The following is a 25,525-nucleotide window of genomic DNA, read 5'->3' as shown; positions in this document are numbered from 1 at the left end:
GGGGGTGTAGAACCGTAGACATCCTTTACATCTGAAACCGGGGACATCGTTTACACATTTGAAGCTTGGATGCGGCTCTTGCCGCGTCCAAGTCTGCCCAAGGGATAGTCACATAGGTACAGATCCCAAACATCCTCTTCAGCCTCTTTAAGCCCTATCCGTTCTCCAGATAAAGCCTCGCTGACAAATATCAGCTTGTTCTTCCACAAGATAGAACCGTCCTGCCTGACACTTCGAACCTGCATGTCTGCCGGATATTCCACTGCGGGTAAGCATCCGGGGTAAGGCCGAGTGGATGGCACATACAACTCTCCCGGACGTTTCATACCGAGCGCTTCGTGTGGTCGTATGTAATTGAATTCATTCCTGAAATGCTCCAGCAGCAGCTGTTGCTCAAGCAAATCGCGTCCTAAAGGCAACTCGAATTTCAAGCTGCGGTGCATTCGCTCGTGGCGACCGTTCTGCGCGGGTCTTCCAGGCATGATTCGCTCGGGGTAGATGCCCAGACGGATCCACCAAACCGCCAATGTAGACATTCTTGCCAGACCAGGAGAGGCGAATGGAACACCGTTGTCAGAACGAATGACTTGCGGCATGCCGTATTCCTGAAAAAGCCTCTCAAATGCCTGTTTTACAGGCTGTGTCATGATCTTGGGGTGGGCCCTGCACGCCAGAATCAGGCGCGGTGCGTGGTCAGTCACGGTCAAAGGAAAGCACATCTGCCCGTTAAGCATCTTGAATTGCCCTTTGTAGTCAGCACACCACGTCTTGTTGGGCTCGTTGGCTTCTCGCATTGGGGCGTGGGAAGTGCCGTGTCGACGCTTGAAGCGCCGTTTGCTGACCAATCCAAGCCGATCAAGCCATTGCCCTGCCGTGCTGGGGGCAGGCCAGGCGATGGTTGGATCCTCGATTCGCAATAGCTCGAGAAGCTTCTTAGGCCCCCATTTATCGTGGGCTTCCTTCATGGCCACCACGCGGGCCAAGATCTCATCGTCGGTTTTGTTTGGACTGTTATGAGGTCGTCGGGAGAGCTCGGACAACGACTTCAAATCGCCGTCATGCCGGGCAATCCATTTATCGACCGTAGGCCGACTCACATTGAATCGGTGTGCCAACTGGGTTTTCGTGTAGTTGCCAGAAAGCCAGTCAGCGACCAGTTTGATTCGTTGATTCATGGGGACTCTTGGTTCCAGGGCATGATCAGATACCTCCTGACCATGCGTATTAACCTGTAAACCATGTCCCCGGTTAGAAATGTAAACGATGTCCCCGGTTTGTACCGGGACGAGCCCCCTCGCCACACAGGTCGGTGATCAGGTATCCAGGCTCTCGCGGACAATTTCCAGAAAGGTCGCCACCACCCGTCGCGAGCTTTGTTCTTTCAGGCACACCAGTGTTTCCTTCATGCGCTGGGTGCAGTCGCGGATTGGCATGGCATACACCCGGGAGTCTGCACCGAATTCCGAGGCCGAGACTACGCCCACGCCAATCCCTACTACCACCGCTTCACGGGCGGCCTCGCGGCCTTCCACCTGGATCGCCGGGCGAATGCGCAACCCGGCCTGGTGCATCTCCCGTTCCAGGGTCTGACGGGTCACCGAGCCGGTTTCCCGCAGAACCAGGGGCGTGTCGTCCAGGTCCGCCAGGTCGATGAATTCCCGCCCGGCCCACGGGTGGTTGCGTGCAACAAAGGCCAGCATCGGGTCATCGCGCAGCGGGATTGAGAGCAGGCGTTCATCGTCGACGTCGCGCCCCACCAGCGCCAGGTCAGCCTGATAGTTGTGCAGGCGATACAGCGCATCATCGGTGTTACCTGTCTCGATCTTTACCGTGATCCCCGGATAACGTTCGCAAAACTGCGCGATCTGCGGCAGTACATGCACCGGCGCATCCACGGCCAGGGTCAGGCTGCCGGTCTGCAAGGCCTTGGAGTCTTGCAGCAGCTCCTCGGCCTCGGCGGCGACCACAAACAGGCGCTGGGTGATACTCAGCAGGCGTTCGCCCAGGTCGGTCAGGCGCACGGAGCGCTTGTTGCGATGAAACAACAGCACGCCGAAGCGCTCTTCGAGCTTGCGCACCTGGTCGGAAATGGCCGGCTGGGTGAGGAACAGCCGCTCGCCGGCCAGGGTAAAGCTGCCGTGGACCGCTACCGCATGGAAGGCTTTGAGTTGCGCGTGGGAAACCGACATGGCACGACCTATTACAAGCTGGGCTTATATTTGAAATACGATAAATCGATTTTACCTATTAGTCAGCCATTGCTTTGATAGCCCTCAGTCGCCGTAGGTTGAGTCCTACAACTTCGGCGATCATGGGTCGTTGCGTGCAACCTTGCAGGACTCATCTGACCAGTACCGGCGCCCAGCGACCCGGTACTGCAGTGCAAAACAATAAAAACACAGGCAATTGCTTTTCGATTCTGCCGGCACACTCACACCTGAGGTCAGAACCACCATGAATATCCCTATGGGTAGTATCAAGCGTTGGCGCGTGCAGATTTTCGCCATCACCTGGCTGGCCTATGCCGCCTTCTATTTCACCCGCAAAGCGTTTTCCGTGGCCAAGTTGGGGATCGTCGACGACCCGAGTTTCCCGCTGGACAAGATGATGATGGCCAACCTGGATGGCCTGTACCTGGCGGCGTATGCCGTTGGCCAGTTCACCTGGGGCATGCTCGCCGACCGCTTCGGCCCCAGGGTGGTGGTGTTGGGAGGGTTGGTGATTTCTGCGGCCGCCGCTTTGGTCATGGGCACGTTCGCCACGTTGCCGATCTTCGTCACGTGCATGTTGATCCAGGGCCTGGCGCAGTCCACTGGCTGGTCGGGGCTGTGCAAGAACCTTGGCAGTTTCTTTCCGGCGCAACAGCGCGGGCGGGTGTTGGGCTTGTGGAGCTCGTGCTATGCGTTTGGCGGGTTGGTGGCATCGCCGTTTGCCGGTTGGTGGGCCTATACCCTGATCGGCAGCTGGCACGCGGCATTTATCTCCAGTGCCGCGGTGGTGGCGTTGGTGGCGGTGCTGTTCTTCATTTTCCAGCGCAATACGCCCCAGGACGTCGGCCTGCCGGAAGTGGAGCCTGAGCCGGCAATGAGCGCCGACGAGCAGGCGGCGGCCAAGAAAATCAGCATCCTTGAGCCGCTGCGCGAGATCTTGCGCAACCGCACGGTGCTGACCTTGGGCCTGGCGTACTTCCTGTTGAAACCGGCGCGCTACGCGATTCTGTTGTGGGGCCCGGTCATCGTCTACGAGCAGATGCCCTCGGTGGGCAAGGTCGGTGCCGCTATTGTGCCCACGGCGTTCGAACTGGCGGGCCTGTTGGGGCCGATCATGATTGGCCTGGCGTCCGACAAACTGTTCGGCGCCCGGCGCATGCCGGCCTGTGTCCTCAGCCTGTTGGCGCTGACGGTGTCGCTGGCGCTGTTCATGGGGGCATTGCATACCGGTAGCGTGCTGTTGGTGATGGCCCTGCTGTTTGTCATGGGCCTGACCCTGTACGGGCCGGACTCGATGATCAGCAGTACGGCGGCGATCGACTTCGGCACGGCCAAGGCAGGTGCGACGGCGGCGGGCTTCGTCAACGGTTGCGGTTCGGTGGGGGCGATTCTCGGAGGCCTGTTGCCGGGCTACTTCGATACGGTGACGGTGTTTATCGTGTTCGCCGGCGCCGCGTTGTTTTCGGCGTTGGTGCTGATGCCCTATTGGAACGCCCGGCCTGCGGTTTTGGCGCAAGTGGGCGACTTTGTGCCGGATCGCTCAGTGGCGATCAAACCCCTGCGCACCTGAGGCACCTGCAACGCTGGCCGGTTTTTTGGTGGAACGATGGGGTCTTGCCCTATAAACTCTGCGGCCAAAGCGCCGGCCAGTAGACGTCTCGGCGCCACGGATATCAAGAGAGTGAGTCATGGGCGCACAGTGGAAGGTTAAACATAAAGAAGCGGCATCCAATGCCAAGGGCAAGATCTTCGGCAAGCTGGTGAAAGAGATCACCATTGCCGCCCGTAATGGTGCGGACACCGCGACCAACGCCCACCTGCGTCTGGTGGTCGAACAGGCCAAAAAGGCCTCGATGCCCAAGGAAACCCTGGAACGCGCGATCAAGAAAGGCGCGGGCCTGCTGGGCGAGACCGTGCAGTACCATCGCGTGACCTACGAAGGGTTTGCCCCGCACCAGGTACCGTTGATCGTCGAATGCGTGACCGACAACATCAACCGCACCGTGGCGGAAATCCGCGTGGCATTTCGCAAGGGGCAACTGGGGGCTTCGGGCTCCGTGGCCTGGGACTTCAACCATGTGGGGTTGATCGAGGCCTCGCCGGATACCCCGGATGCCGACCCGGAAATGGCCGCCATCGAAGCCGGCGCCCAGGACTTTGAAGAAGGTGAAGAAGAGGGTACGACCCTGTTCATTACCGAGACCACGGACCTGGATGCGGTACAGAAAGCTTTGCCGGAGCAGGGGTTTACCGTGTTGTCGGCCAAGTTGGGCTACCTGTCGAAAAACCCGGTCAGCGGCTTGAGCGACGAGCAGATGGCGGAAGTCGAAGCGTTCCTCGAAGGCCTCGACAACCATGACGACGTGCAAGATATGTTCGTCGGCCTGGCGGGCTGACACCGGCCTTTAATCATGGACGGGGGCTAGTGTGGGAGCGGGCTTGCCCGCGATAGCGGTCGGTCAGTTACACCGCTATCGCGGGCAAGTCCGCTCCCACATGTGCATGGCGTTTCAGAGGGAGGACAGCAGTGTCTCGATCTCTTGGAACGCCGGACGCGTGAGCACCTGCGGCTGGCAGCAACTGTCACGCAGCGCCTTCAGCACTTGGCGCTGTTCATCGCTCAAGCCTTCGTTAATGCGCTCCAGCAACTCCCCCAGCAATACCCCGAACGCGCGCACTTCAATGCGCTGCAACGCCCTGGTTTCCAGGGTGTCTGCCGTGGCGTGGAACGATGCCGCGCCAAAGTCCCCGAGCAAGCAATCACCCTCGGCATTGCACAGGATATTGTGGCCATACAGGTCGCCATGGGTAATGCCGTGCCGGTGCAGATGCGCCGCTACGCAGGCGATGCCGCGCGCCATGCGCAATGCCACTTCCAGGCTGAAACGGGTGGCAGGGTCGTAGACGTCCCGGGTGCAGGACGCCAGGCTGGGCAGGTCGGCGAGGTTGCGGTAGCTCGGGTCGATCAGGTCCATCACCAGGGCGGCCTGTTCAGTGGGGTGGCCGATCACGCGGCCTTGCACCTTGATCAGGTTGGGATGCAGCCCGGCGGCAATGCAGGCCTGCATTTCGTGCAGCGGCGAACCGTCGCTGGTGATGGTGCCCTTATAGAGCTTGACGGCCACAGGTGCACCCGATGTTCCCCTGAGCGCCTTGCGAATCACCCCTGACGCGCCTTCGCCCAATATTTCGCCCAGTTGCAGTTCAGCCCAGGGAATATTCGGCGTCGCCTCATCATTTACCAGGTCCACCGCGCTTTCCACCGGGTTGCCGGCATAGGCCAGCCAGGTCAGGCGCGGCAGCGTCAGCAGCCATTGCGGCAATTGCGTCAAGCGGTTGGAGGCGATGCGCAGTAGCTCGAGGTTGTGGCACTGGGCCAAGCTCGCCGGCAGTTGTTCCAGGCGGTTGCCCGCCAGCATGAGCTTCTGTAGCAGGGGCCGCTCACCGAGTGCGTCCGGCAAGTGGCTGATGCGGTTATCTGTGAGGATCAACCAGCGCAACTGCGACGGCAGCGCGGCGGCGGGCACATGCTCGATCTGGTTGGCCTTGAAACCGACCATGCTCAATTGCTGGCATTGGCCCAGGCACCCTGGCAGTTCGGTGAAGGCGTTGTCCGAGCAAAACAGCACACGCAGGTGGGGCAGGCGGTGCAAGTCGTCCGGCAGGCTGCTCAGGGCGTTGCCGCTCAGGTTGAGGATTTCCAGGGAGTCGGCCAGGTCGAAGATTTCCCGGGGGAACTGCGTCAGGCCGCAGGACAGGTCCAGGCGCTTGATGCCGGCCAGTTGGCCAGCCTTGAGTTGGGCAAGGGTATCCATGAACAGCTTCGGTCACTCGACAAGGGCAAAGGCGCTCATGATAGCGACTTGAGCGCCGGCGAGCTGACTTGTTGCAGCTGGCCCAGGCGGCTGCGGGTGCGGGCCAGGTCAATCGCCTGACCTTGCAGGGCCGTATCCAGTGGCTGTTGGCCCAGCAGCGTGAGGTGCTTGTCCTGGTCGTACAGCACGTCGATCAGGTTGATAAACCGCTGTTGCACGGCAATCGGGCAGTCGTCCAACCGGGGCAGGCCGTCGATGATCCAGTGGTCGAAGTCCTCGCACAGCAGCAGGTAATCCATTACGGCGGTGGGCTGTTCACACAGGTCCTCGAAGGCCACGGCCAGGCTGCGTGCCTGTTGCCAGCGCACCCGCAGTTGCCGCGAGCCGACCGTCAGCGCCAGCGGCGGGCCATCGGTCGCGGGCAGCCCCAGTTCACGGCGCTGGGCCGGGGCGCCGGGCCACACGTATTGGCCGTGGGTGAAACGCTGCTGCCGGTGGTTTTGCGCCAAGCCGCGGTAGTCCTGGGGCGCGCTGACTTCCATGACGTCCATGCGCGCGCTGATCAGGTCGATCGCCGGCTTGAAGCGCTGGTGGTACAGCGGGTTGGGCAGCAAGCCTTGTGGCGGGTAGTTGGAGGTGACCAGCACCAGGATGCCGCGTTGGAACAGCGCCTTGAACAGCCGGGTGATCAACATCGCATCGCCGATGTCATGCACATGGAACTCGTCGAAACACAGCACCCGGCAGCCGTCTAGCAGCTGGTCCAAGGTCGCGCCCAGGGCATCGGCCTGCTGGCGGTGGGCAAACATGCCCCGGTGCAGGCGGGCGAAAAAGTCATGGAAATGCACGCGCTGTTTGCCGGGCAGCGCCAAGGCCTGGAAAAAACCGTCGAGTAACCAACTTTTGCCGCGGCCGACGGCGCCATGCAGGTACAGGCTGCGGGCCGGGCGGTTGACTAACAATTGTGCGGTTTGCCGGGCCATGGCATCGATCACCCGCAACTGGCTGGGGCTGAGGGTGTAGCCCTGCTGCCGCGCCTTGTCCGCGAAGAACCGGTGAATGGCTGGCGCGCTATCGGTGGCGGTCTTTTTGCCCAGCAACCGTTTGAGCAAGGTCAGGCGACGGGGGCGGTTATCGTGAAAGGGCATGGCGTTGGCGTCCTAGAACCGTGTGGTTTGCTTGAGCAAGCGCGTGGTCGGTTCGTCCTCTGGGCTGACCATCGCGTAGTTGTAGCCGGGGCTGGACCAGTATTGGGCCTGGAGCCCGTCGGCACTGCGGCTGCCCCGTGGCAGCAAGGTGTTCTGCGGGCCCGGTGGGCGAATATAGAAACTGATGCGCCGGCCTTGTGGGTTCTCGTAGAGCACCATCGCCGCTGCGCCCTGGTCCGTGGTGAGCAGGCGCCCGCTGACTGGGTTGAAGCCGGCCCGGCTCAAGTCTGGCAGGCGATGGGCCTGGGCGAAGTAGCGGTCGAGCCAGGCTTGCATATCGCCGTTGTCGTGGACCTGATAGTCGGCGGGCATGATCTGGTCCTGGGCGAACAGGCGATAGGCCTGCAGGGCATCGGTCATTGGCAGTGCCGTGGTGACAAGCGTGGCCTGCCGCGCTTGCCAGCCCCCCAGGCCACCTAGCCCGACCGCGAGCAACAGCACGGCGGCACTGGCGAATCGACGGCGTGCGTGGCGCTTGAGGCGCTGGCGAATCAGCGCCGGGTCCAGATCGGCGTTGGCCGCAGGCTGGGCGCCAAGGGCCGCGCGCAGGTGCTGGGCATCCTGCTGCCAGGCGTGGACCTGGGCCGCGACCTCGGGGTGCGCGGCGAGCCAGATGTCCAGTTGGCGTCGATCAGGCTCCGTAAGCTGGTGATCGACGTAAGCGTGCAGGTCGCGCTCGCTGGGGGGCAGGCTGATCATTTGAGTCTCCGCAGGGAAGGGCTGGTGATGTCGCCGTCGCTGAGTTGGCGCAAGGCCTGGCGCGCACGGGACAGGCGAGACATCACGGTGCCGATGGGCACCTCAAGAATGTGGGCGACTTCCTTGTAGCTCAAGCCTTCCACCGAAACCCACAGCAGCAGGGCGCGTTGCTCGCTCGTCAATTGGTCAAAGGCTTGCAGGGTCGTCTGGGCGATCACTGTGCGTTCGGCGGACGGCTGCGCGTCATCGCGGCCGGTAAAGAACTCCAGCATTCGCGCGTAGCGCCGGGAGCGGCGGTGTGCATCGAGGAATTGCCGGTAGAGGATCGAGAACAGCCAGGCGCGCAAGTCACCGTCTACGCGTTTGTCGCGCCAATGGACGATGGCCCGCTCAAGGCTGGCCTGCACCAGGTCGTCAGCGCTGCTGGCGTTGCGTGTCAGGGAGACGGCGAAGCGCCGCAGCCTGGGGAGTAGCTCACGCAACTGTTCGTCGAGTTCATGCATGGATGGCCTGCGGCGCGTGTGTGGCAATGGGCTGTGCTCAGGGAGACGCCAGCCAGCAATGGATATTCCATTTGTAGGAAAGATAAATCCAGTGAATGGCCTCGTTCCCTATCGTTTGTAGCCTCTCGCAAGTCTGTAATGTCGTGTCAGTTCCTCAATCAAGCGCCCTGACTGCCCGGTCACTGTGGGGCAGGAGCCAGATGAGGAGTAAGCCTATGATGTCGGCAACAGCAACGAGTAGTGGGTTTGTCAGTACCAGCGCGCTAGGCCATTTGCCGGCCCAGCAACGCGATACCCTCCAGGCCTGGGGATGCGGTGCGGTCAGCCCACTGCCGTACACCTCTATACACCAGGCCTTTGAGGCGCACGCGGCGGCAGCGCCCGAGGCGATAGCCGCCCGCTGGCTGGACCAGAGCATCAGCTATCGGCAGTTGAATCGCCAAGCCAATCGGCTGGCGGCGTACCTGATCGAACAGGGGGTTGTGCCGGGCGACAGTGTGGCACTGTTTGTCGAACGCTCGATCCCCATGCTGGTGGGGATGCTCGCGGTGCTGAAAGTCGGCGCTGCGTATGTGCCCCAGGACGCCCGAATTACCCCACCGGCCCAGTTGGCGATGATCCTTGAGTCGTTGTCGAGCCAGGTGGTGCTGACATTGTCGGGGTTCAAGGATCGCCTGCCGCTGGCAGCGGATCAGCCGTGCGTGTGCCTGGATGAATTTCTCGCGCAGGCGCCGTGGCCGGCAGAGGACGCAGACCAGAACGTCGTTGTGCCCCGTCCCGGCGACTTGTGTTTTGTATTGTTTACCTCTGGTACCACGGGTCGGCCCAACGGGGTGCAGGTGACCCATCGCAATGTGTGCAACGTGCTGCTGACGGCGCCGGGAAACCTGGGCATGAAGCCGGGCATGATCGTCGGGCAGATTCTCAACATTGCATTCGACATGGCCGCCTGGGAAATTCTCGGCTGCCTGGCCCACGGCGCAACATTGCATATCCGCACCCAGGATATCGGGCAGACGGCGCACCTTTGCCAGGTGCTGATCGCAACGCCGTCAATCCTTGGCACCCTGGACCCCCGACAGTGTCCCGACCTTGAGACGGTAGCCGTGGCGGGTGAGCCGTGCCCACAGGCGCTGGCGGACCGATGGGCGGCCCATTGTGTGTTCTACAACGGCTGCGGGCCTACCGAAACCACCATCGTCAACACCCTGCATCGGCACACGCCGGGGGCACCCTTGACCATCGGCACGCCTACGCCCAACAACACCGTGTATGTGCTGGATGAACACGGGCGGGCCTGCGCGCCAGGGGCGGTCGGTGAGATGTGGGCCGGGGGCGACGGGGTGACGGCGGGTTATCTGAACAACCCATTATTGACTGCGCAACGTTATTGCCCAGATCCGTTCCTGGGGGCGGGCCGCATGATGTTTCGCACACGGGACCTGGGACGCTGGACCGACAGCGGGGCCCTGGAACATCTGGGGCGAGTGGACGATCAGGTCAAGGTGCGTGGTTTTCGCGTGGAGTTGGATGCGGTTTCAAGCACTTTGGAGGCGTGTGGGGCGTGTAGCCGGGCGGTGACGCTGAAGTTCGACAGTCAGCACCTTGTGGCGTTTGTGACGCCGGCCAGTGCGAATGTTCCGGCTGCCAGGCAGTACTGCGCGCAGCGGTTGGCCTACTACTGCGTTCCCGCGTTGATCTTTGCTGTGGAGAATCTGCCGCTGACGGCGCGCGGCAAGATCGACAAGACCTTGCTGCTGCAATGGGCGCGCGACAGCGTCGAGGGGCAGCAACTCGCCCTGCAAGCAGGTGGCCGCCCATGATTGACAGGTTGATGGAAACACCATTGCCTGCACGGCCTGGTGGGTGGCGACGTTGGTCTGGTGCGCCGCTGTTTTCTCATTACAACCGGCTGGTAGCGCTGGTGCTGGTGGCCAACGGTTGGTTTGCGCTGGCCTGCCTGCAGCTGCCTGTTGTGGATGTGCAGGTGGTGTCGCAACTGGTGATGTTCAACCTGGCCCTGGCGATTCTGGTGCGCCAGCAGTACGTGATCAACGGGTTGTTCTGGCTGGCGACGCGGATCCCCGTGACGTGGCCGCTGTGCATCCGTCGCCATGCGGCCAAGGTCTATCACCTGGGGGGGCTGCACAGCGGTGGCGCGGTGGCGGCGACGTTGTGGTTCGCGTTGCTGGTCGGCAGCCAGGGATGGCGTTACCTGCAACAGCCCCACAGCGTTTCGGCGGCGTGGTTGCTGGTCAGTGGGGCATTGTTCGGGATGTTGGTGCTGATGGTGGTGATGGCGCAGCCGTGGATTCGCGGTCGCTTCCATAACGGATTCGAGCGCGTGCATCGGTTTGCAGGGTGGGCAGCCTTGTTGCTGTTCTGGGCGCAGACGCTGATGGCGGTACCCCAGAGCAGGCTGCTGCATGCCATGGAGTTCTGGGTGTTGCTCCTGCTGAGCCTGAGTATTGCCCTGCCTTGGTTGCGCCTGCGCAGGGTGGCGGTCAGTCATCACCGACCGTCCGACCATGCAATAGTGACCCGCCTGTGCCACACCACGCCGTTTGCCGGCTCGTCCACTGCAATCAGTCTCCAGCCGCTGCTGGAGTGGCATTCGTTTGCCAATATCCCAGCTCCGGGCCAGCCGGGCTTTCGCCTGATTATTTCCCGGGCCGGGGATTGGACGGGGCGCTATATCGACCGCTTGCCATCGCATGTGTGGGTCAAGGGGATTACTACCGCGGGCGTGGCCAACGTCGAGACCTTATTCAAGTCGGTGGTGTACATCGCCACAGGGAGTGGCATCGGCCCGGTGATGCCGCATTTGCTGGCGGCGCAGGTACCGATCCAACTGGTGTGGTCCACCCGCAGCCCCGCCAAGACCTTTGGCGCGCAATTAGTCGCGGAAATTATGCGGGCACAACCCGATGCGGTGATCTGGGACACCGATGTGCGGGGCAAGCCGGATCTGGTGCAGTTGGCCTACGCTGCCGTGCAAGCCGCAGGGGCCGAAGCGGTGATCTGCATTGCCAACCAGGTCTTGACCCGCCGGGTGGTTGAAGAGATGGAAGCCCGGGGCATACCGGCCTACGGCGCGATCTGGGATTCCTGAGCAACGGTTTGGCACGCCGCCCCGCCAACAGGGGCGGGATGAGTCCGAGAAATAGGGCTACTTGGCACTTGTTCTGAAAATACCTACAGCTTCAGGGGAATAAGTCTGCGTCAGCAGCGTCTTATTGCACCTTCCCCTGTGGCCGTGGGCCTCGGAGCATTTCATGGTAGATCACTCATCACCGTCACGTCGGCCGTTGGGGCGTGCAAGCCTGCTGCTGCGCCTGGCCGCTATCGGTGTGGTTGTCGGCGCAGTGGCGGGAGCCTTTGCCTACGTCAATGGCACACTCGACCCACAACGTTTGCGGCCCAAGACTCTGGTCAATGCGCTGGAAACCAACAACGGCGTTCACCCCGGGTACCGACGCAACCATTCCAAGGGCGTGTGTGTCGCGGGCTATTTTGAGAGCGGTCCTGCGGCGCGTGCGTATTCAAGTGCGCAAGTGTTCCACGAGGCACGCACTCCGGTGATCGGGCGTTTTGCTTTGCCCAGCGGCAACCCGTATGCCCCCGACAGCAGTGTGCCGATCCGTAGCCTGGCCTTGCAGTTCAGTCAGGCCAACGGCCAGCAGTGGCGCACCGGGATGAACAGCATGCCGGTGTTCCCGGTGGGCACGCCCGAGGCGTTCTACCAGATGCTCAAGGCGGGCGCTCCGGACCCGGCGACCGGCAAGCCGAACCCGGCCAGCATGCCGGCATTTTTTGCCAGCCATCCCGAGGCTGCGCCGTTTCTGGCATGGGTCAAGACCGCCAAGCCTTCGGCCAGTTATGCCACCGAGTCCTACAACGGCATCAATGGGTTTTACCTGATCAACGCCAATGGCCAGCGCCAGGCCGTGCGCTGGGGCGTGGTGCCAATTAGCCAGGACACAAAGGAGGCGGCGGCGCCTGCGGGGGCGGATTTCTTGCAACAGGACCTGGAACAACGCTTGCTCGCCGGCCCTGTGCGCTGGCAATTGCAGATCACCCTGGCCAACCCCGCCGACCCCGTGGATGACGCCAGCAAAGTGTGGGCTGGCGAGCATACGGTGCTCAATGCCGGCACGCTGGTGCTCGACAGCAGCCAGCCGCAACTGAGCGGCGATTGTCGTGATATCAATTTTGATCCGCTGATCCTGCCGAGTGGCATTGAAGCGTCCAACGATCCGCTGCTGGCGGCGCGTTCTGCCGCCTATGCCAGTTCGTATCTGCGGCGTACCGGTGAAGTCAGCCAACTGCACAACGCGGTTCAGGAGTCGAAGCCATGAATGCCCCATCCCGGTTTTTTACCCCGCTGGCGCGCTTGCTGCACTGGCTGATGGCATTGATGGTCATCGCCATGCTGTTTATCGGTGCCGGCATGGTGGCGTCGGTTTCTCAACGGCATGAGTGGCTGCTGCACCTGCACAAGCCTTTGGGTATTGCGATTCTGGCGTTGGTGATCGTGCGCCTGGTGGTGCGTTTTTCGACGCGCCAGCCGCCGCTGCCTTCTGATTTGCCACTGTGGCAGGTGCTGGCGGCCAAGGCGTCTCATCTGCTGCTGTATGGCTTGATGCTGTTGTTGCCGCTGCTGGGTTGGGCGATGATTTCGGCGGCGGGCGACCCGGTGATGCTCTCCAGCACCGTGCAGTTGCCGGCGTGGGTGCCGGCCAATGCCCAGGTGTTTGCGGTGTTGCGCAAGGCTCACGGGTACCTCGCCTATTTACTGTTTCTGACGGTGCTGCTGCATTTGGCGGCGGCGTTGTTTCATGGCTGGGTGCGTCGTGATGGCGTGTTGCAAAGCATGCTGGGCAAGGACTGAGCACCGAGGGTAAACCGCCAGTAAACCAGGGCCAACAGGTTGATGGCAGCGCCCAGGGCGCACACACCGAGCCAACCGGCCCAGGCGTACATCATCGTGGCCATGACCGAGCCCAGGGCGCTGCCTGCCGAGTAGAACAGCATGTAGGCGGCCACCAGCCTGCTCTGGGCATCGGGGCGCACGCTGTAGATCAGGCTTTGGCTGGTGACATGCACAGCTTGCAGGCCGAGGTCGAAGGTAATCACACCGAGCAATAACGCCCATAACGAGGACTGGGTGAAGGCGATGGCCAGCCACGACGCCAGCATCAGCATCAAGGCTGCACCGCTGGTCCACTGGGCGCGGCCTCGGTCGGCCAGGCGCCCGGCATGGGCCGCACCCAGCGCGCCGGCGGCACCGGCAAGGCCGAATAGGCCGATCTGGGTGTGGGACAACGACAATGGCGGGGTGCTCAGCGGCAACACCAAAGGCGTCCAGAGCACGGTGCCAGCGGCAAACGTCAGCAACGCCAGCACTGCACGATCCCGCAGGACTTTTTCCTCGCGCAACAGGCTGAACACCGAGCGCAGCAATTGTCCGTAGGAATCCTGCGTAGGAGGCTGTTCGGCGGCGGGCAACACACGCCACAGCAACAGCGCCATCAGCAGCGTCAGGCCGGCCGACAACAGGTACACCGAACGCCAGCCGGCCAGGTCCGCCATGATCCCGGATACCGTGCGCGCCAGCAGCAGGCCGACCACGATGCCACTGGTCACCAGGCCGACCACGTGCCCCCGTTGCTCGGGCTGTGCCAGGTGGGCGGCATAGGCCACCAACACCTGGGCCACCACGGCGAGCAGGCCCGTCAGCAGCAGGCCCGCCAGGAACCACGGGCCGCTGCTGGACAACGCGACCAGCAGAACCGCACAGGTCGAGAGCAACAACTGGCTGACAATCAAGTGGCGGCGATTGAGCAGGTCTCCCAGCGGCACCAGCAATAACAGGCCGATGCCATAACCGACCTGGGTCAGGCTGATGACGATGCCGACGGTGGCCGGGTCCATGGCGAACGTGCTGGCCATGGCATCGAGCAGGGGTTGGGCGTAATAGACATTCGCCACCGATAACCCACAGGCAATGGCGAACAGCAGCACGACCGCGCCGCTCAAGGGGGATTTTGGCATGTTGGATGCTCGTTATGGTTTTGAAATGAAACCAGTTGTACGGTAGGTATTCCGGTTTTATATTGCAACTACATTTTTTATCAGGCAGGCATCATCCATGGTCAAACTCACCCGCTTTGAAGGGGCCGAATGCCCGGTCGCGCGCTCACTGGAGGCCATTGGCGATGGGTGGGCGCTGTTGATCATTCGTGATGCCTTCGATGGCATCCGCCGTTTTGGCGAGTTCCAGCGCAGCCTGGGGATGGCCAAGAACATTCTCTCGGCGCGCCTGCGCAATCTGGTGGCCCATGGGATTTTCGAGATCGTCCCAGCCTCCGATGGCAGTGCTTATCAGGAGTATGTGTTGACCGAAAAGGGCAGGGGGTTGTTTGCCGTGATCATTGGGTTACGGCAGTGGGGCGAGGGCTTTTTTTACGCTGAGGGCGAGGCGCATTCGTTGATGCTGGACCGAGAGCACGGGCAGGCCCTGCAGCCCTTGCAAGTGCGTGCGGCGGATGGCCGGGTCCTCGGGCCGCAGGAATGTCTGCGGGTGGCGGCGCAATCCGGGGGCTGAATGGCCCCCCGGGTTGGCCAGGGTCAGCGCAGTACGTCGACGATATCCGCCACGCTGCTTAGCACGTCCTTGCCCAGTTGCAGCGAGCGTTTGCCGGACCAACCGGTGTGAGGGTCGGGTGCATCGTCGTTGTCCTTGAACGGCATTTCCAGGGTCAGGGACAGGCAATCGAACCGCTCGCCCACACTGTTGCACGCCAGGGTCATGTTGGCCTGGCCTGGCAAGTCGCGGGTGTAGCCATGGGTGGTCTGGAAGTCGCGGGTCAGTTCGCTCAAGTGGCTGCGAAAGTGTTTTTCCAGGGCCTCGATACGTGGCGTATAGCCGGGGTTGCCTTCACAACCTGCGGTGAACACGTAGGGGATTTCCTCGTCGCCGTGGATATCCAGGAACAGGTCGACGCCGTATTTCTCCATTTGCTGTTGGACGAACAACACTTCCGGGCTCTGCTCCTGGCTTGCGCTTTGCCAGGCCCGATTGAGGTCCTGGCCCATGGCGTTGGTGCGCAGATGGCCGTGGAACGCGCCATCCGGGTTCATGTTCGGCACCAGGTAGAGGTCGGCGGCGGCCAGCAGTTTTTTCAGCTCATCATCACCGTCCTGTTGCAGGCGTTCGATGATGCCTTCCATAAACCATTCAGCCATGTGCTCGCCGGGGTGCTGCTGGGCGATGATCCACACTTTGCGTTGCCCCGCACCGCCCTTGCCACGGCGCAGCAGGGGGATATCGCGGCCCTCGATGCTTTTGCCCGTTGCCAGCAATTGGGTGCCAGCGCGGTTCAGCGCTCGGTCGATCAACCAGGCGTGACGCTCGCGGCTGTAGGGTTCGAAGTAGGCGAGCCAGGCGTGTTTTTGCTCGGTCTTGAATTCGATGTGCAAGGTTTCGCCATCAAAGCGTGTTGGCACGCGGAACCAGTTGATATGGTCGTAGGATGCCACTGCGTTGTAGCCGCTCCAGGCATGTTTGTAGGAGGACTGGCCGGCGTTGCTCAGGCGAAAGGTATGGGTATGACCGATGTGCATACCTTCGGCCTTGAAGTGGAACCATTGGAAGTGCTGGCTGCGGGTATCGGGTTTGATCGCCAGCAGCGGTTGATGGGCATCGCGGGTGTCGAGCACCTGGATATTGCCGCTGTCGAAATCGCTGCTGATTTTAAGGGAGGTCAAGGCCACGGTCATAGTCTGGTTGCCTGAATATGAGAGATGTGACAGGCAGTTTACACAGGGGCGGGGTAAAGTTTGGGACGCAAATTGTTGCGAAAAAGGAGGGGGCGTCGTCCGTGACGCAGCAGCAGCTTAGAGTCTATGAGATTGATTCTCAAGTGCTAATTTGGAAAGAACCGGACCAGAGCGCTTTCTCGGCTTTCTTTCGGCGATGGTCTTTTGCTACCATGCGCGCCATCAAGCAACACACAGTCTTCATTAGCCTGAAGCCACGCCAGAATAACTGGCAAAAAAAAGACCCGGCCAAAGAGCCGGGTCAAAAACCGTGATTAGCCTGATGAGGAGATATTCCAAGAGTCCGACCTAAGGTCTCTTGGTCTATCGACTGATCTCGCGACCAGCTGCTTGCAATAATAATCATTATCATTTGCAAGTCAAATGTTTTTATCTGCCAGATAGAAATATTTTTCCTTCTGTTCCTGCACGCCTATCTGGTTACGAGGTTTTCCCGCCTGCCAGTTGCAGTGGACGCTCCAGCATGGCCTTGGCCATATCAATTAGATACACCACCGAAAACGCCAGGTCCCGGGTGCCTCCCAGCTTGTTGTTCGCCAGCTCATACGCGATGGCGGCGGCGCTGCGCAGCAAGTCCGACGCGTGGATCAGGGCTTCTTCACTGCTGACGGTGGGGTTGGCCTCGAACCAGGCCATATCGTCCGATGCAGGGTCTGTATCTTCTTTCAAGTAGTAATCCAGTGCGCGTCGAGCTGCGTCGCTGCCCTGCAAGAACTTTATTTCGTCGGTATCAGGTGTACCGTCCAGGTGATCCGGGGTTGTGGTCATGGGGTGGGTGCTCTGGGTGGGAAGGTGAACAGGTACGACTGATAATAATACGATCTGTATTTATGTCATTTGATTGATTACTACAAACTGTTTATTGTCGCCGCGAATACACCCGGTATTGTCTGCCCCATGGATAAATGGATAGCGTTGGTCAAAGCCAACATGAAGGCCCGCAAGGTCACGCAGAATCAACTGGCTGCACGCATGGGCATGTCCCAGGGCGGCATTGGCCATTGGCTGGGCAAGCGCCGTGTACCGAGCCTCGCCGACATGAACCGGGTGCTCGAAGAACTGGGCCTGGGGTATCTCGAAGCGGCGCTGGTGATTCGCGAGAAGGGCCACGCCCCGGCAGACGATAAAGTCGCGCCGGTCGTTCAATACAACCCGTACTTTCGCTACCCGGTAAAAGACTGGAAACAGCCCTGCCAGGTCCACGAACAGCGTCTGGCCTACGGACCCGCGCGATTTCAGGCAAGCGACTACGACGCCGACGGCGAGGCGTTCTGGCTCCAGGTGAGCGGCGATGCAATGACCGCGCCCAGCGGGCCGAGCATCGCCGATGGGATGATGATCCTGGTGGATCCGGCCCTCGACGCCGAGCCTGGCAAACTGGTGGTGGCCCAATGGGCAGGCAGCAGTCAGGCGACGTTTCGCAAGCTGCTGGAAGAAAGCGGCCAGCGTTACCTGGTGCCACTCAACCCGACCTACCCAAAGGCGTTGCTCACCGATGACTGCCGGATCATCGGCGTGGTGGTACAAGCCACGGTGAAGTTCTAGGGCTGGGCCTCCAGCTCCACCAAGGCGCTGCCTTCGCCGACCATTTCGCCTTCCTGGCAATACAGCGCCTTGACCACACCTGCATGGGGCGCGCGGATGCTGTGCTCCATCTTCATCGCCTCGAGCACCACCAATTGCGTACCGGTCTCAACCGTTTGGCCGACCTCCACCAGCACCCGCACGATACTGCCGTTCATTGGCGCAGTCAGGCCGCCCTGATGCGCCTGCCCGGCATCGACCGGGGCGATCGGATCAAACAGCGTCACACTGCGCATCTCACCTTGCCAGCGCAGGAACAGCGTCTGCCCCTGGCGCACCGCCAGGTGCGAGCGGCGAAGCCCTGCGTCTTCGATCAGCAGGTGTTCGTCCCGCAGTTGCGGCGCAGTGGTGGTTTGCAGCGTCACCAGGCGGTCCTGGCCGTCGCAGCTCAGGTGCAGTGATGTCTCGGCAGGCAGGCCTGCACGAAACCCCTGTGTCGCAGCCCACGGTGAGGCGGGATCGTCGTCCCGCAGTCGAGGCAGTTGGCTTTGTATGAAGGCGTGGCCAGCCGCCTGCCAGAACTCATCGCTCAACGCGCTTGCAACAGGCAGCAGTTGTTCCTGATAACGCGGGATAAACCCGGTATCCAACTGCGCTGCGGCGAACGCCGGATGGCCGATGATGCGCCGTAGAAAACCCAGGTTGGTCTTCAAACCGCCGACCGCAAACTCGTCCAGCATGCTCAAAAGGCGCAGGCGCGCCTGTTCGCGGTCCTCGCCCCAAGCGATCAGCTTGCCGAGCATCGGGTCGTAGAAGGGCGACACGTCGTCACCTTGCTCCACGCCGCTGTCTACCCGGCGCCCCGGGCCTGGCGCCGATTCGCGGTACAGCGCCAGATGCCCGGTGGCCGGTAAAAAGTCATGGGTCGGGTCTTCGGCATACAGTCGCACTTCGATGGCGTGGCCGCGCAACGGCACCTGCTCCTGGGTCATTGGCAGCGGCTCGCCTTGAGCCACGCGAATCTGCCAGGCCACCAGGTCCAGGCCGGTGATGGCCTCGGTCACCGGGTGTTCCACCTGCAAGCGGGTGTTCATCTCCATGAAGAAGAACTCACCGCGCGCATCCAGCAGGAACTCCACAGTGCCGGCGCCCACATAGCCAATCGCCTGGGCCGCACGTACCGCCGCTTCCCCCATGGCCTGGCGCAGGGCAGGGCTGAGGCCGGGGGCGGGTGCTTCCTCGACGACCTTTTGGTGGCGACGCTGGATCGAGCAGTCGCGCTCATTGAGGTACAGGCAATTGCCATGCTGGTCGGCAAACACCTGGATCTCCACGTGGCGTGGCTTGAGCAGGTACTTCTCCACCAGCATCTGCCCATTGCCAAACGACGACAGCGCTTCACGCTGGGCCGAGGCCAGGGCTTCGCCCAGTTGGCTTTCGTCCTCGACCACTTTCATGCCCTTGCCGCCGCCGCCAGCGGTGGCCTTGAGCAGCACCGGGTAGCCAATGCGCTCGGCGGCCTGGCGGAAGGTTTCCAGGTCCTGCCCGGCACCGTGGTAACCCGGCACCAGCGGCACACCGGCGGTTTCCATCAGCGCCTTGGCGGCGGACTTGCTGCCCATGGCATCAATGGCCGAAGCCGGCGGGCCGAGAAAAATCAGCCCCGCCTCTTCAATTGCCCGCGCAAAGCCTGGGTTTTCGGAAAGAAAGCCATAGCCAGGATGAATCGCCTGGGCGCCGCTGGCCTTGGCGGCGGCAATCAATTTGTCGATCTGCAGGTAGCTGTCGGCGGCCTTGCTGCCGCCCAGGTCCACGCGGATATCAGCTTCGCGGCTGTGGCGCGCATTGCGGTCCGTGGCGCTATGCACGGCAACGGTGGTCATGCCCATCGCCTTGGCCGTGCGCATGACGCGGCAGGCGATTTCGCCACGGTTGGCCACCAGCACGCAGGTAATCAACGGTGAACTCATGAACGAGGCTCCTGGGACTGCCAGCTGGGTGCACGCTTTTGCAAAAACGCGCGCAAGCCTTCCTGGCCCTCGGTGCTGACGCGGATGCGTGAGATGGCGTTTTCGCAGTAACGGCGCAACGCCGGGGTGAGCGCGCCGTTGCCGACTTCACGCAGCAAGTCCTTGCTGGCGCGCATGGCGGCCGGGCTGTTGAGTAGCAGGTTGGCAGTCCACTGTTCGACCTGCTGATTCAGCTCATCGAAGGGATAGCTTTGCGCCAATAGCCCGATCGCCTGTGCCTGCTGGCCGTCGAAGCGTTCTGCGGTGAGGGCATAACGCCGGGCCGCGCGCTCGCCAATCGCCTGCACCACAAACGGGCTGATGACCGCCGGTGCGAGGCCGATGCGTACTTCCGACAGGCAGAACTGCGCATCATCGGCACCAATGGCCATGTCGCAGCAACTGATCAGGCCCAGGGCGCCGCCATACGCCGCGCCCTGGACCACGGCCAGGGTCGGGATTTTCAGCTTGGCCAGGTTGTACATCAACTCCGCCAGCTCGCGGGCGTCGTCAAGGTTGGTGTGGTAATCCAGTTCGGCCGACTGTTGCATCCAGGCCAGGTCCGCGCCGGCGCTGAAGTGCTTGCCGCGCCCGCGTATCAGCAAAAAGCGCAGGGTTGCGTCGGCTTGCACCTGATCCAGGGCAATGATCAGCTCGCGGATCATTTCGGCGTTGAACGCGTTGTTCTTCTCTTGCCGGCTCAACCACAGCGTGGCAAAGCCACGGGGGTCGTTCACCAGTTCAACGGTGTTGAAATCGCTCATGGGTGCAGCTCCAATTACATGCGGAACACGCCGAAGCGGCTCGGCTCGATGGGGGCATTCAGCGCAGCGGACAGGGCCAGGGCCAGCACGTCACGGGTTTGCAAAGGGTCGATGACACCGTCATCCCACAGGCGGGCGCTGGAGTAATAGGGGTGGCCCTGGGTCTCGTACTGGTCGAGGATCGGCTGTTTGATCTGCGCTTCGTCCTCGGCGCTGAACCCCTGGCCACTGCGTTCGGCCTGCTCGCGCTTGACCTGCACCAGCACGCCGGCTGCCTGTTCGGCGCCCATTACGCCAATACGGGCGTTAGGCCACATCCACAAAAAGCGCGGGTCATAGGCGCGCCCGCACATCCCGTAGTTTCCGGCACCAAAGCTGCCACCGATGATCACCGTGAATTTCGGCACCTTGGCGCAGGCCACCGCCGTCACCAGCTTGGCGCCGTGCTTGGCGATGCCACCGGCTTCGTACTTCTGGCCGACCATAAAGCCGGTGATGTTCTGCAAGAACAGCAGGGGAATCCCGCGCTGGCAGGCCAGTTCGATAAAGTGCGCGCCTTTTTGCGCCGCTTCGGCAAAGAGGATGCCGTTGTTGGCGAGGATCGCGACGGGATAGCCATGCAAATGGGCAAAACCGCAGACCAGCGTGGTGCCGAACAGCGCCTTGAACTCATCGAAAACCGAACCGTCCACCAGCCGCGCAATCACTTCGCGCACATCGAACGGTTGCTTGGCGTCGGCCGGGATAACCCCGTACAACTCGTCGCTGGCATACAGCGGCGCGACTGGCGTGCGCTGCTGCAACTGCCCCTGTTTGCGCCAGTTGAGGTTGGCGATGCTACGGCGGGCCAGGGCCAGGGCGTGTTCGTCGCTGTCGGCGTAATGGTCGGCCACCCCGGAGATCTTGCAGTGCACATCGGCACCGCCAAGGTCTTCGGCGCTGACCACTTCGCCAGTGGCAGCCTTCACCAGCGGCGGGCCGGCGAGGAAGATGGTCGCCTGCTGGCGCACCATGATCGCTTCGTCGGCCATCGCTGGCACATAGGCACCACCGGCGGTGCAGGAGCCCATGACCACGGCAATCTGCGGGATGCCTTGGGCACTCATGTTGGCCTGGTTGAAGAAGATCCGCCCAAAGTGCTCGCGGTCGGGAAACACTTCATCCTGGCGCGGCAGGTTGGCGCCGCCGGAATCCACCAGGTAGATGCAGGGCAGGCGGTTCTGCTCGGCAATGGTTTGCGCGCGCAGGTGTTTTTTCACGGTCAGCGGGTAGTAGGAGCCACCTTTTACCGTGGCGTCGTTGGCGACGATCATGCATTCCACGCCTTCGACCCGGCCGATCCCGGCGATCACGCCAGCAGCCGGCACCTCTTCACCGTAGACCTGATACGCCGCCAGTTGGCTGAGCTCAAGGAATGCCGAGCCCGGGTCGAGCAGGCGGTTGATGCGTTCGCGCGGCAACAGCTTGCCCCGGGAAGTGTGGCGCTCCTGGGCCTTGCTGCCGCCGCCTTGCTGGACCTGGGCGAGCAGGGTGTGCAGGGCGTCGACCTGTTTGAGCATTGCCGCGCTGTTGGTGGCGAATTCTGCCGAGCGTGGGTTGAGTTGGGTGTGCAGGGTGGCCATGGTGCACTCCCTCAGCGGGTTTCGTTGAACAGTTCGCGGCCAATCAACATGCGCCGGATCTCACTGGTGCCCGCGCCGATTTCATACAGCTTGGCATCGCGCAGCAGGCGGCCGGCCGGGAATTCATTGATATAGCCGTTGCCGCCGAGAATCTGGATTGCATCGAGGGCCATCTGCGTGGCGCGTTCGGCGCTGTACAGAATCACCCCGGCCGCGTCCTTGCGTGTGGTTTCGCCGCGTTCGCAGGCTTGGGCGACGGCATACAGGTAGGCGCGGCTGGCGTTGAGCTGGGTGTACATGTCGGCGACCTTGCCCTGGATCAGTTGGAACTCGCCGATGCTCTGGCCGAACTGTTTGCGGTCGTGGATGTACGGCACGATCAGGTCCATGCAGGCCTGCATGATCCCGGTAGGGCCGCCGGAGAGCACCACGCGTTCGTAGTCCAGGCCGCTCATCAGCACTTTGACGCCGCCATTGAGCGCGCCGAGGATGTTTTCTTCGGGCACTTCAACGTCGTCGAAAAACAGCTCGCAGGTGTTGGAGCCGCGCATGCCCAGCTTGTCGAACTTGTTGCTGCGGCTGAAGCCTTTCGAGTCGCGCTCAACGATAAACGCGGTGATGCCATGGGCGCCTTTTTCCAGGTCGGTCTTGGCATAGATCACGTAGGTGTGGGCATCGGGACCGTTGGTGATCCAGGTCTTGCTGCCGTTGAGCACATACACGCTGCCGCGCTTATCGGCGCGCAGCTTCATCGAGACCACATCAGAACCGGCATTGGGCTCGCTCATGGCCAGGGCGCCAATGTGCTCGCCGCTGATCAGTTTGGGCAGGTACTTGAGCTTTTGCTCGTGGCTGCCGTTGCGGTTGATCTGGTTGACGCACAGGTTCGAGTGCGCGCCGTAGGACAATGCCACCGAGGCCGAGCCACGGCTGATTTCTTCCATGGCCACCACGTGGGCCAGGTAACCCAGGCCGGCACCGCCGTATTCTTCCGGCACGGTGATGCCCAACAGGCCCATGTCACCGAACTTGCGCCACATATCCACGGGGAACAGGTTGTCGAGATCGATCTGTGCTGCCCGGGGCGCCAGCTCCTTGGCCACGAAGGCCTGCACCTGGTCGCGCAGCATGTCGATGGTTTCACCGAGGGCGAAGTTCAGGGTCGGGTAACTCATGGGAGGGCACCTATAAACATTATTGTTGTGGGGCTGGCGACGCCATTGGGCGATCACCTTTACGTTAACGTAAACTTGCGTTGCATGACTGTCAATCGTAGCTTACGTTAACGTCAAGCTCGCGCCTGACCGGCGCACCGTCCACCTACAAAAAAGACAATAGGGGTCGTCATGGATCAACCGAATCAGAGCTACAGCCGTGGCCCACAGGACAAGGCCCTGCTGGCCATGACCATTGGCCAGGCATTCGACCGCACGGTGGCGCAGTACCCGCAGGGCGAGGCCCTGGTGGTGCGCCATCAGCAGTTGCGCTACACCTGGCAGCAATTGGCCGAAGCTGTGGACCTGCACGCCCGCGCTCTGCTGGCCCTGGGGTTGCAAGCCGGGGATCGTCTTGGCATCTGGGCGCCGAACTGCGCGCAGTGGTGCATCAGCCAGGTGGCCAGTGCCAAGCTCGGGGTGATCCTGGTCAACATCAACCCGGCCTACCGCAGTAGCGAGTTGGAATACGTGCTCAAGCAATCGGGCTGCCAGTGGTTGATCTGTGCCGGTTCGTTCAAATCCTCCGACTACCACGGGATGCTGCAGGCGCTGGTACCGGAACTGGCGGAGCAGGGCATCGGCCAATTGCGCTGCGAGCTGTTACCTGAACTGCGCGGGGTGATCAGCCTGGATGCGCGACCGCCCTCGGGGTTCCTGCCCTGGTCGCAATTGTCGGCCCTGGGTACGGGCATCCCCCCGCAACAGCTGCATCACCGCGAGGCCAGCCTGCACTTCGATCAACCCGTCAACATCCAGTACACCTCCGGCACCACGGGCTTCCCCAAGGGCGCCACCCTCAGCCACCACAACATCCTCAACAACGGCTACATGGTCGGCGAAAGCCTGGGCCTGAGCGCCCAGGACCGCCTGGTGATCCCCGTGCCGCTCTACCATTGCTTCGGGATGGTCATGGGCAACCTGGGCTGCATCACCCATGGCACGACCATGATCTATCCCAATGACGGCTTCGACCCGCTGCTGACCCTGGCCGCCGTGGCCGAAGAACGCGCCACCGGCCTCTACGGCGTACCCACGATGTTTATCGCGATGCTCGATCATCCGCAACGCGGCACGTTCGACCTGTCGACCCTGCGCACCGGGATCATGGCCGGCTCCACCTGCCCGATCGAGGTGATGCGCCGGGTGATCAGCGACCTGCATATGAGTGAGGTACAAATCGCCTACGGCATGACCGAGACCAGCCCGGTGTCGCTGCAGACCGGGGCCGATGACGACCTGGAGCGGCGCGTGACCACGGTCGGGCGCACGCAACCCCAGTTGGAAAGCAAGATCATCGACGAAGCCGGCAACACCGTGCCGCGCGGGCAGATCGGCGAGCTGTGCACCCGTGGCTACAGCGTGATGCTCGGCTACTGGAACAACCCCGAGGGCACCCGCGAAGCCATCGACGAGGCGGGCTGGATGCATACGGGCGACCTGGCGAGCATGGATGAGCAGGGTTACGTGTGCATCGCCGGGCGCAACAAGGACATGATCATCCGCGGTGGCGAGAACGTGTACCCGCGGGAGCTGGAGGAGTTCTTCTTCACCCACCCGGCGGTGGCCGATGTGCAGATCATCGGCATTCCCGATGAGCGCTACGGCGAAGAGATCGTGGCCTGGATCAAGTTTCACCCGGGGCAGGTCACCAACGAACTGGAGCTGCAAACCTGGTGCAAGGGGCGCATTGCGCACTTCAAGACGCCGAAGCATTTCCGGTTTGTCGAAGAGTTCCCGATGACGGTGACCGGCAAGATCCAGAAGTTTCGTATGCGCGAGATTACGATCGAGCAACTGCGTAGCGAAACCTGAGGCCTGGCCCAAACCTGATGTGGGGCTCGGCTTGTGTGGGAGCGGGCTTGCTCGCGATAGCGGAGTATCAGTCAAGTATTTATCAATTGACCCACCGCTTTCGCGAGCAAGCCCGCTCCCACAGGGGGTAGAGGGTGGCTCACAAAATTCATTTCACCCAGGCAGCACAAAGGGGAGCCGAAGCTCCCCTTTAATTTGTTGTCACGTGCTCTTTTTTTATTATTGAGGGGCGGTCTATTGTTGTTTTTGGCAACCGTGGCCCTTTACCGCTGTTTTTGGCGACCCCCATCCGGGGTCAAG

Annotated in this window: 22 protein-coding genes and 1 pseudogene; 10 read left to right on the top strand and 13 right to left on the bottom strand. The window is 61.9% G+C overall.

From position 1 onward, the window contains the following. Positions 1-50: 50 nt before the first annotated feature. A pseudogene (locus tag GDV60_RS16740) lies at positions 51-1,198 on the bottom strand (integrase core domain-containing protein). A gap of 115 nt (positions 1,199-1,313) precedes the next feature. Continuing rightward, positions 1,314-2,189, bottom strand: coding sequence for a LysR substrate-binding domain-containing protein (locus GDV60_RS16735; protein ID WP_070995494.1), 876 nt, complete (start codon positions 2,187-2,189; stop codon positions 1,314-1,316). A gap of 265 nt (positions 2,190-2,454) precedes the next feature. Here GDV60_RS16735 and GDV60_RS16730 point away from each other — a divergent pair, with 265 nt between their 5' ends. Beyond that, positions 2,455-3,780 (top strand): MFS transporter, encoded by a 1,326-nt coding sequence (locus GDV60_RS16730; protein ID WP_029298389.1) that lies wholly within the window; start codon positions 2,455-2,457, stop codon positions 3,778-3,780. 118 nt (positions 3,781-3,898) lie between these two features. Then, positions 3,899-4,606 carry a YebC/PmpR family DNA-binding transcriptional regulator gene (locus GDV60_RS16725; RefSeq protein ID WP_092239038.1) on the top strand — a complete coding sequence of 236 codons (708 nt, stop codon included), beginning with the start codon at positions 3,899-3,901 and terminating at the stop codon, positions 4,604-4,606. Positions 4,607-4,720: 114 nt separating this feature from the next. On the opposite strand, the gene GDV60_RS16720 is transcribed toward GDV60_RS16725, so the two are convergent. Genes GDV60_RS16720 through GDV60_RS16705 form a run of 4 tightly spaced genes read right to left on the bottom strand, consistent with a single transcriptional unit; the run spans position 4,721 to position 8,435 of the window. Continuing rightward, a complete protein-coding gene (locus tag GDV60_RS16720) occupies positions 4,721-6,025 on the bottom strand; it encodes a leucine-rich repeat-containing protein kinase family protein (protein ID WP_159908143.1) in 1,305 nt (434 codons plus the stop codon). Between the two features lie 35 nt (positions 6,026-6,060). After that, entirely contained in the window at positions 6,061-7,173 is a 1,113-nt protein-coding gene (gene zapE, locus GDV60_RS16715) for a cell division protein ZapE (protein ID WP_159908141.1), read from the bottom strand. Between the two features lie 12 nt (positions 7,174-7,185). Next, a complete protein-coding gene (locus GDV60_RS16710; protein WP_104910410.1) occupies positions 7,186-7,932 on the bottom strand; it encodes an anti-sigma factor in 747 nt (248 codons plus the stop codon). Continuing rightward, positions 7,929-8,435: a sigma-70 family RNA polymerase sigma factor gene (locus GDV60_RS16705; RefSeq protein WP_029298379.1), complete on the bottom strand. Its 507-nt coding sequence runs from the start codon at positions 8,433-8,435 to the stop codon at positions 7,929-7,931. Before GDV60_RS16705 ends, GDV60_RS16710 begins: the two co-directional genes overlap by 4 nt. Positions 8,436-8,653: 218 nt before the next feature. Between GDV60_RS16705 and GDV60_RS16700 the strand changes: the two genes are divergently transcribed. The 4 genes from GDV60_RS16700 (at position 8,654) to GDV60_RS16685 (ending at position 13,326) form a co-directional block, all read left to right on the top strand. Next, positions 8,654-10,258 (top strand): amino acid adenylation domain-containing protein, encoded by a 1,605-nt coding sequence (locus GDV60_RS16700; RefSeq protein ID WP_159909255.1) that lies wholly within the window; start codon positions 8,654-8,656, stop codon positions 10,256-10,258. Continuing rightward, positions 10,255-11,547, top strand: coding sequence for a hypothetical protein (locus tag GDV60_RS16695; protein ID WP_169872095.1), 1,293 nt, complete (start codon positions 10,255-10,257; stop codon positions 11,545-11,547). The genes GDV60_RS16700 and GDV60_RS16695 overlap by 4 nt, the downstream gene beginning before the upstream one ends. 163 nt (positions 11,548-11,710) lie before the next feature. Continuing rightward, positions 11,711-12,793 (top strand): catalase family peroxidase, encoded by a 1,083-nt coding sequence (locus tag GDV60_RS16690; protein ID WP_159908137.1) that lies wholly within the window; start codon positions 11,711-11,713, stop codon positions 12,791-12,793. Continuing rightward, positions 12,790-13,326 carry a cytochrome b gene (locus tag GDV60_RS16685; protein ID WP_159908135.1) on the top strand — a complete coding sequence of 179 codons (537 nt, stop codon included), beginning with the start codon at positions 12,790-12,792 and terminating at the stop codon, positions 13,324-13,326. Before GDV60_RS16690 ends, GDV60_RS16685 begins: the two co-directional genes overlap by 4 nt. Here the strand turns inward: GDV60_RS16685 and GDV60_RS16680 are convergent. Next, the gene (locus GDV60_RS16680) at positions 13,272-14,489 is read right to left on the bottom strand and encodes an MFS transporter (protein WP_159908133.1); all 1,218 of its coding nucleotides are present in this window, start codon (positions 14,487-14,489) and stop codon (positions 13,272-13,274) included. The two genes, GDV60_RS16685 and GDV60_RS16680, sit on opposite strands and share 55 nt — an antisense overlap. A 97-nt stretch (positions 14,490-14,586) precedes the next feature. On the opposite strand from GDV60_RS16680, the gene GDV60_RS16675 reads away from it, so the two are divergent. Beyond that, on the top strand, positions 14,587-15,042 hold the full coding sequence (locus tag GDV60_RS16675; RefSeq protein WP_159908131.1) for a helix-turn-helix domain-containing protein: 456 nt from the start codon (positions 14,587-14,589) through the stop codon (positions 15,040-15,042). 23 nt (positions 15,043-15,065) lie between these two features. On the opposite strand, the gene GDV60_RS16670 is transcribed toward GDV60_RS16675, so the two are convergent. Next, positions 15,066-16,217 (bottom strand): M14-type cytosolic carboxypeptidase, encoded by a 1,152-nt coding sequence (locus tag GDV60_RS16670; protein WP_092239052.1) that lies wholly within the window; start codon positions 16,215-16,217, stop codon positions 15,066-15,068. Between the two features lie 101 nt (positions 16,218-16,318). Here GDV60_RS16670 and GDV60_RS16665 point away from each other — a divergent pair, with 101 nt between their 5' ends. Beyond that, on the top strand, positions 16,319-16,531 hold the full coding sequence (locus tag GDV60_RS16665; protein WP_133714916.1) for a hypothetical protein: 213 nt from the start codon (positions 16,319-16,321) through the stop codon (positions 16,529-16,531). Positions 16,532-16,697: 166 nt separating this feature from the next. Here the strand turns inward: GDV60_RS16665 and GDV60_RS16660 are convergent, their stop codons facing one another. Beyond that, positions 16,698-17,045: a DUF6124 family protein gene (locus GDV60_RS16660; protein WP_029298363.1), complete on the bottom strand. Its 348-nt coding sequence runs from the start codon at positions 17,043-17,045 to the stop codon at positions 16,698-16,700. Positions 17,046-17,174: 129 nt separating this feature from the next. On the opposite strand from GDV60_RS16660, the gene GDV60_RS16655 reads away from it, so the two are divergent. Beyond that, entirely contained in the window at positions 17,175-17,822 is a 648-nt protein-coding gene (locus tag GDV60_RS16655) for a LexA family transcriptional regulator (RefSeq protein ID WP_154906152.1), read from the top strand. Here GDV60_RS16655 and GDV60_RS16650 read toward each other — a convergent pair. The 4 genes from GDV60_RS16650 to GDV60_RS16635 are packed head-to-tail and all read right to left on the bottom strand — an operon-like array spanning position 17,819 to position 23,371. Beyond that, positions 17,819-19,771 (bottom strand): acetyl/propionyl/methylcrotonyl-CoA carboxylase subunit alpha, encoded by a 1,953-nt coding sequence (locus GDV60_RS16650; protein ID WP_159908129.1) that lies wholly within the window; start codon positions 19,769-19,771, stop codon positions 17,819-17,821. The two genes, GDV60_RS16655 and GDV60_RS16650, sit on opposite strands and share 4 nt — an antisense overlap. Continuing rightward, positions 19,768-20,574: a gamma-carboxygeranoyl-CoA hydratase gene (locus GDV60_RS16645; RefSeq protein ID WP_092239056.1), complete on the bottom strand. Its 807-nt coding sequence runs from the start codon at positions 20,572-20,574 to the stop codon at positions 19,768-19,770. The genes GDV60_RS16650 and GDV60_RS16645 overlap by 4 nt, the downstream gene beginning before the upstream one ends. 14 nt (positions 20,575-20,588) lie before the next feature. Further along, the gene (locus GDV60_RS16640) at positions 20,589-22,196 is read right to left on the bottom strand and encodes a carboxyl transferase domain-containing protein (RefSeq protein ID WP_092239058.1); all 1,608 of its coding nucleotides are present in this window, start codon (positions 22,194-22,196) and stop codon (positions 20,589-20,591) included. Positions 22,197-22,207: 11 nt separating this feature from the next. After that, complete coding sequence (locus GDV60_RS16635) at positions 22,208-23,371, bottom strand: isovaleryl-CoA dehydrogenase (protein ID WP_159908127.1); 1,164 nt, start codon at positions 23,369-23,371, stop codon at positions 22,208-22,210. Between the two features lie 171 nt (positions 23,372-23,542). On the opposite strand from GDV60_RS16635, the gene GDV60_RS16630 reads away from it, so the two are divergent. Continuing rightward, on the top strand, positions 23,543-25,225 hold the full coding sequence (locus tag GDV60_RS16630) for an AMP-binding protein (protein WP_159908125.1): 1,683 nt from the start codon (positions 23,543-23,545) through the stop codon (positions 25,223-25,225). Positions 25,226-25,525: the final 300 nt, after the last annotated feature.

It is taken from the genome of Pseudomonas sp. DTU12.1 (assembly GCF_009873475.1).
Lineage (GTDB): Bacteria > Pseudomonadota > Gammaproteobacteria > Pseudomonadales > Pseudomonadaceae > Aquipseudomonas > Aquipseudomonas proteolytica.
The sequence above is the reverse complement of the archived record's forward strand: the minus strand, read 5'-3'. Positions and strand labels throughout refer to the sequence as shown.

Bases quoted from the DNA above. Each gene is read 5' to 3' on its own strand.
- GDV60_RS16735 (WP_070995494.1), bottom strand. From the start codon at position 2,189: ATGTCGGTTTCCCACGCGCAACTCAAAGCCTTCCATGCGGTAGCGGTC.
- GDV60_RS16640 (WP_092239058.1), bottom strand. From the start codon at position 22,196: ATGGCCACCCTGCACACCCAACTCAACCCACGCTCGGCAGAATTCGCC.
- GDV60_RS16630 (WP_159908125.1), top strand. From the start codon at position 23,543: ATGGATCAACCGAATCAGAGCTACAGCCGTGGCCCACAGGACAAGGCC.
- GDV60_RS16705 (WP_029298379.1), bottom strand. From the start codon at position 8,435: ATGCATGAACTCGACGAACAGTTGCGTGAGCTACTCCCCAGGCTGCGG.
- GDV60_RS16680 (WP_159908133.1), bottom strand. From the start codon at position 14,489: ATGCCAAAATCCCCCTTGAGCGGCGCGGTCGTGCTGCTGTTCGCCATT.
- GDV60_RS16700 (WP_159909255.1), top strand. From the start codon at position 8,654: ATGTCGGCAACAGCAACGAGTAGTGGGTTTGTCAGTACCAGCGCGCTA.
- GDV60_RS16675 (WP_159908131.1), top strand. From the start codon at position 14,587: ATGGTCAAACTCACCCGCTTTGAAGGGGCCGAATGCCCGGTCGCGCGC.
- GDV60_RS16730 (WP_029298389.1), top strand. From the start codon at position 2,455: ATGAATATCCCTATGGGTAGTATCAAGCGTTGGCGCGTGCAGATTTTC.
- GDV60_RS16650 (WP_159908129.1), bottom strand. From the start codon at position 19,771: ATGAGTTCACCGTTGATTACCTGCGTGCTGGTGGCCAACCGTGGCGAA.
- GDV60_RS16720 (WP_159908143.1), bottom strand. From the start codon at position 6,025: ATGGATACCCTTGCCCAACTCAAGGCTGGCCAACTGGCCGGCATCAAG.
- GDV60_RS16655 (WP_154906152.1), top strand. From the start codon at position 17,175: ATGGATAAATGGATAGCGTTGGTCAAAGCCAACATGAAGGCCCGCAAG.
- GDV60_RS16695 (WP_169872095.1), top strand. From the start codon at position 10,255: ATGATTGACAGGTTGATGGAAACACCATTGCCTGCACGGCCTGGTGGG.
- GDV60_RS16670 (WP_092239052.1), bottom strand. From the start codon at position 16,217: ATGACCGTGGCCTTGACCTCCCTTAAAATCAGCAGCGATTTCGACAGC.
- GDV60_RS16690 (WP_159908137.1), top strand. From the start codon at position 11,711: ATGGTAGATCACTCATCACCGTCACGTCGGCCGTTGGGGCGTGCAAGC.
- GDV60_RS16710 (WP_104910410.1), bottom strand. From the start codon at position 7,932: ATGATCAGCCTGCCCCCCAGCGAGCGCGACCTGCACGCTTACGTCGAT.
- GDV60_RS16645 (WP_092239056.1), bottom strand. From the start codon at position 20,574: ATGAGCGATTTCAACACCGTTGAACTGGTGAACGACCCCCGTGGCTTT.
- GDV60_RS16635 (WP_159908127.1), bottom strand. From the start codon at position 23,371: ATGAGTTACCCGACCCTGAACTTCGCCCTCGGTGAAACCATCGACATG.
- GDV60_RS16725 (WP_092239038.1), top strand. From the start codon at position 3,899: ATGGGCGCACAGTGGAAGGTTAAACATAAAGAAGCGGCATCCAATGCC.
- zapE (WP_159908141.1), bottom strand. From the start codon at position 7,173: ATGCCCTTTCACGATAACCGCCCCCGTCGCCTGACCTTGCTCAAACGG.
- GDV60_RS16660 (WP_029298363.1), bottom strand. From the start codon at position 17,045: ATGACCACAACCCCGGATCACCTGGACGGTACACCTGATACCGACGAA.
- GDV60_RS16685 (WP_159908135.1), top strand. From the start codon at position 12,790: ATGAATGCCCCATCCCGGTTTTTTACCCCGCTGGCGCGCTTGCTGCAC.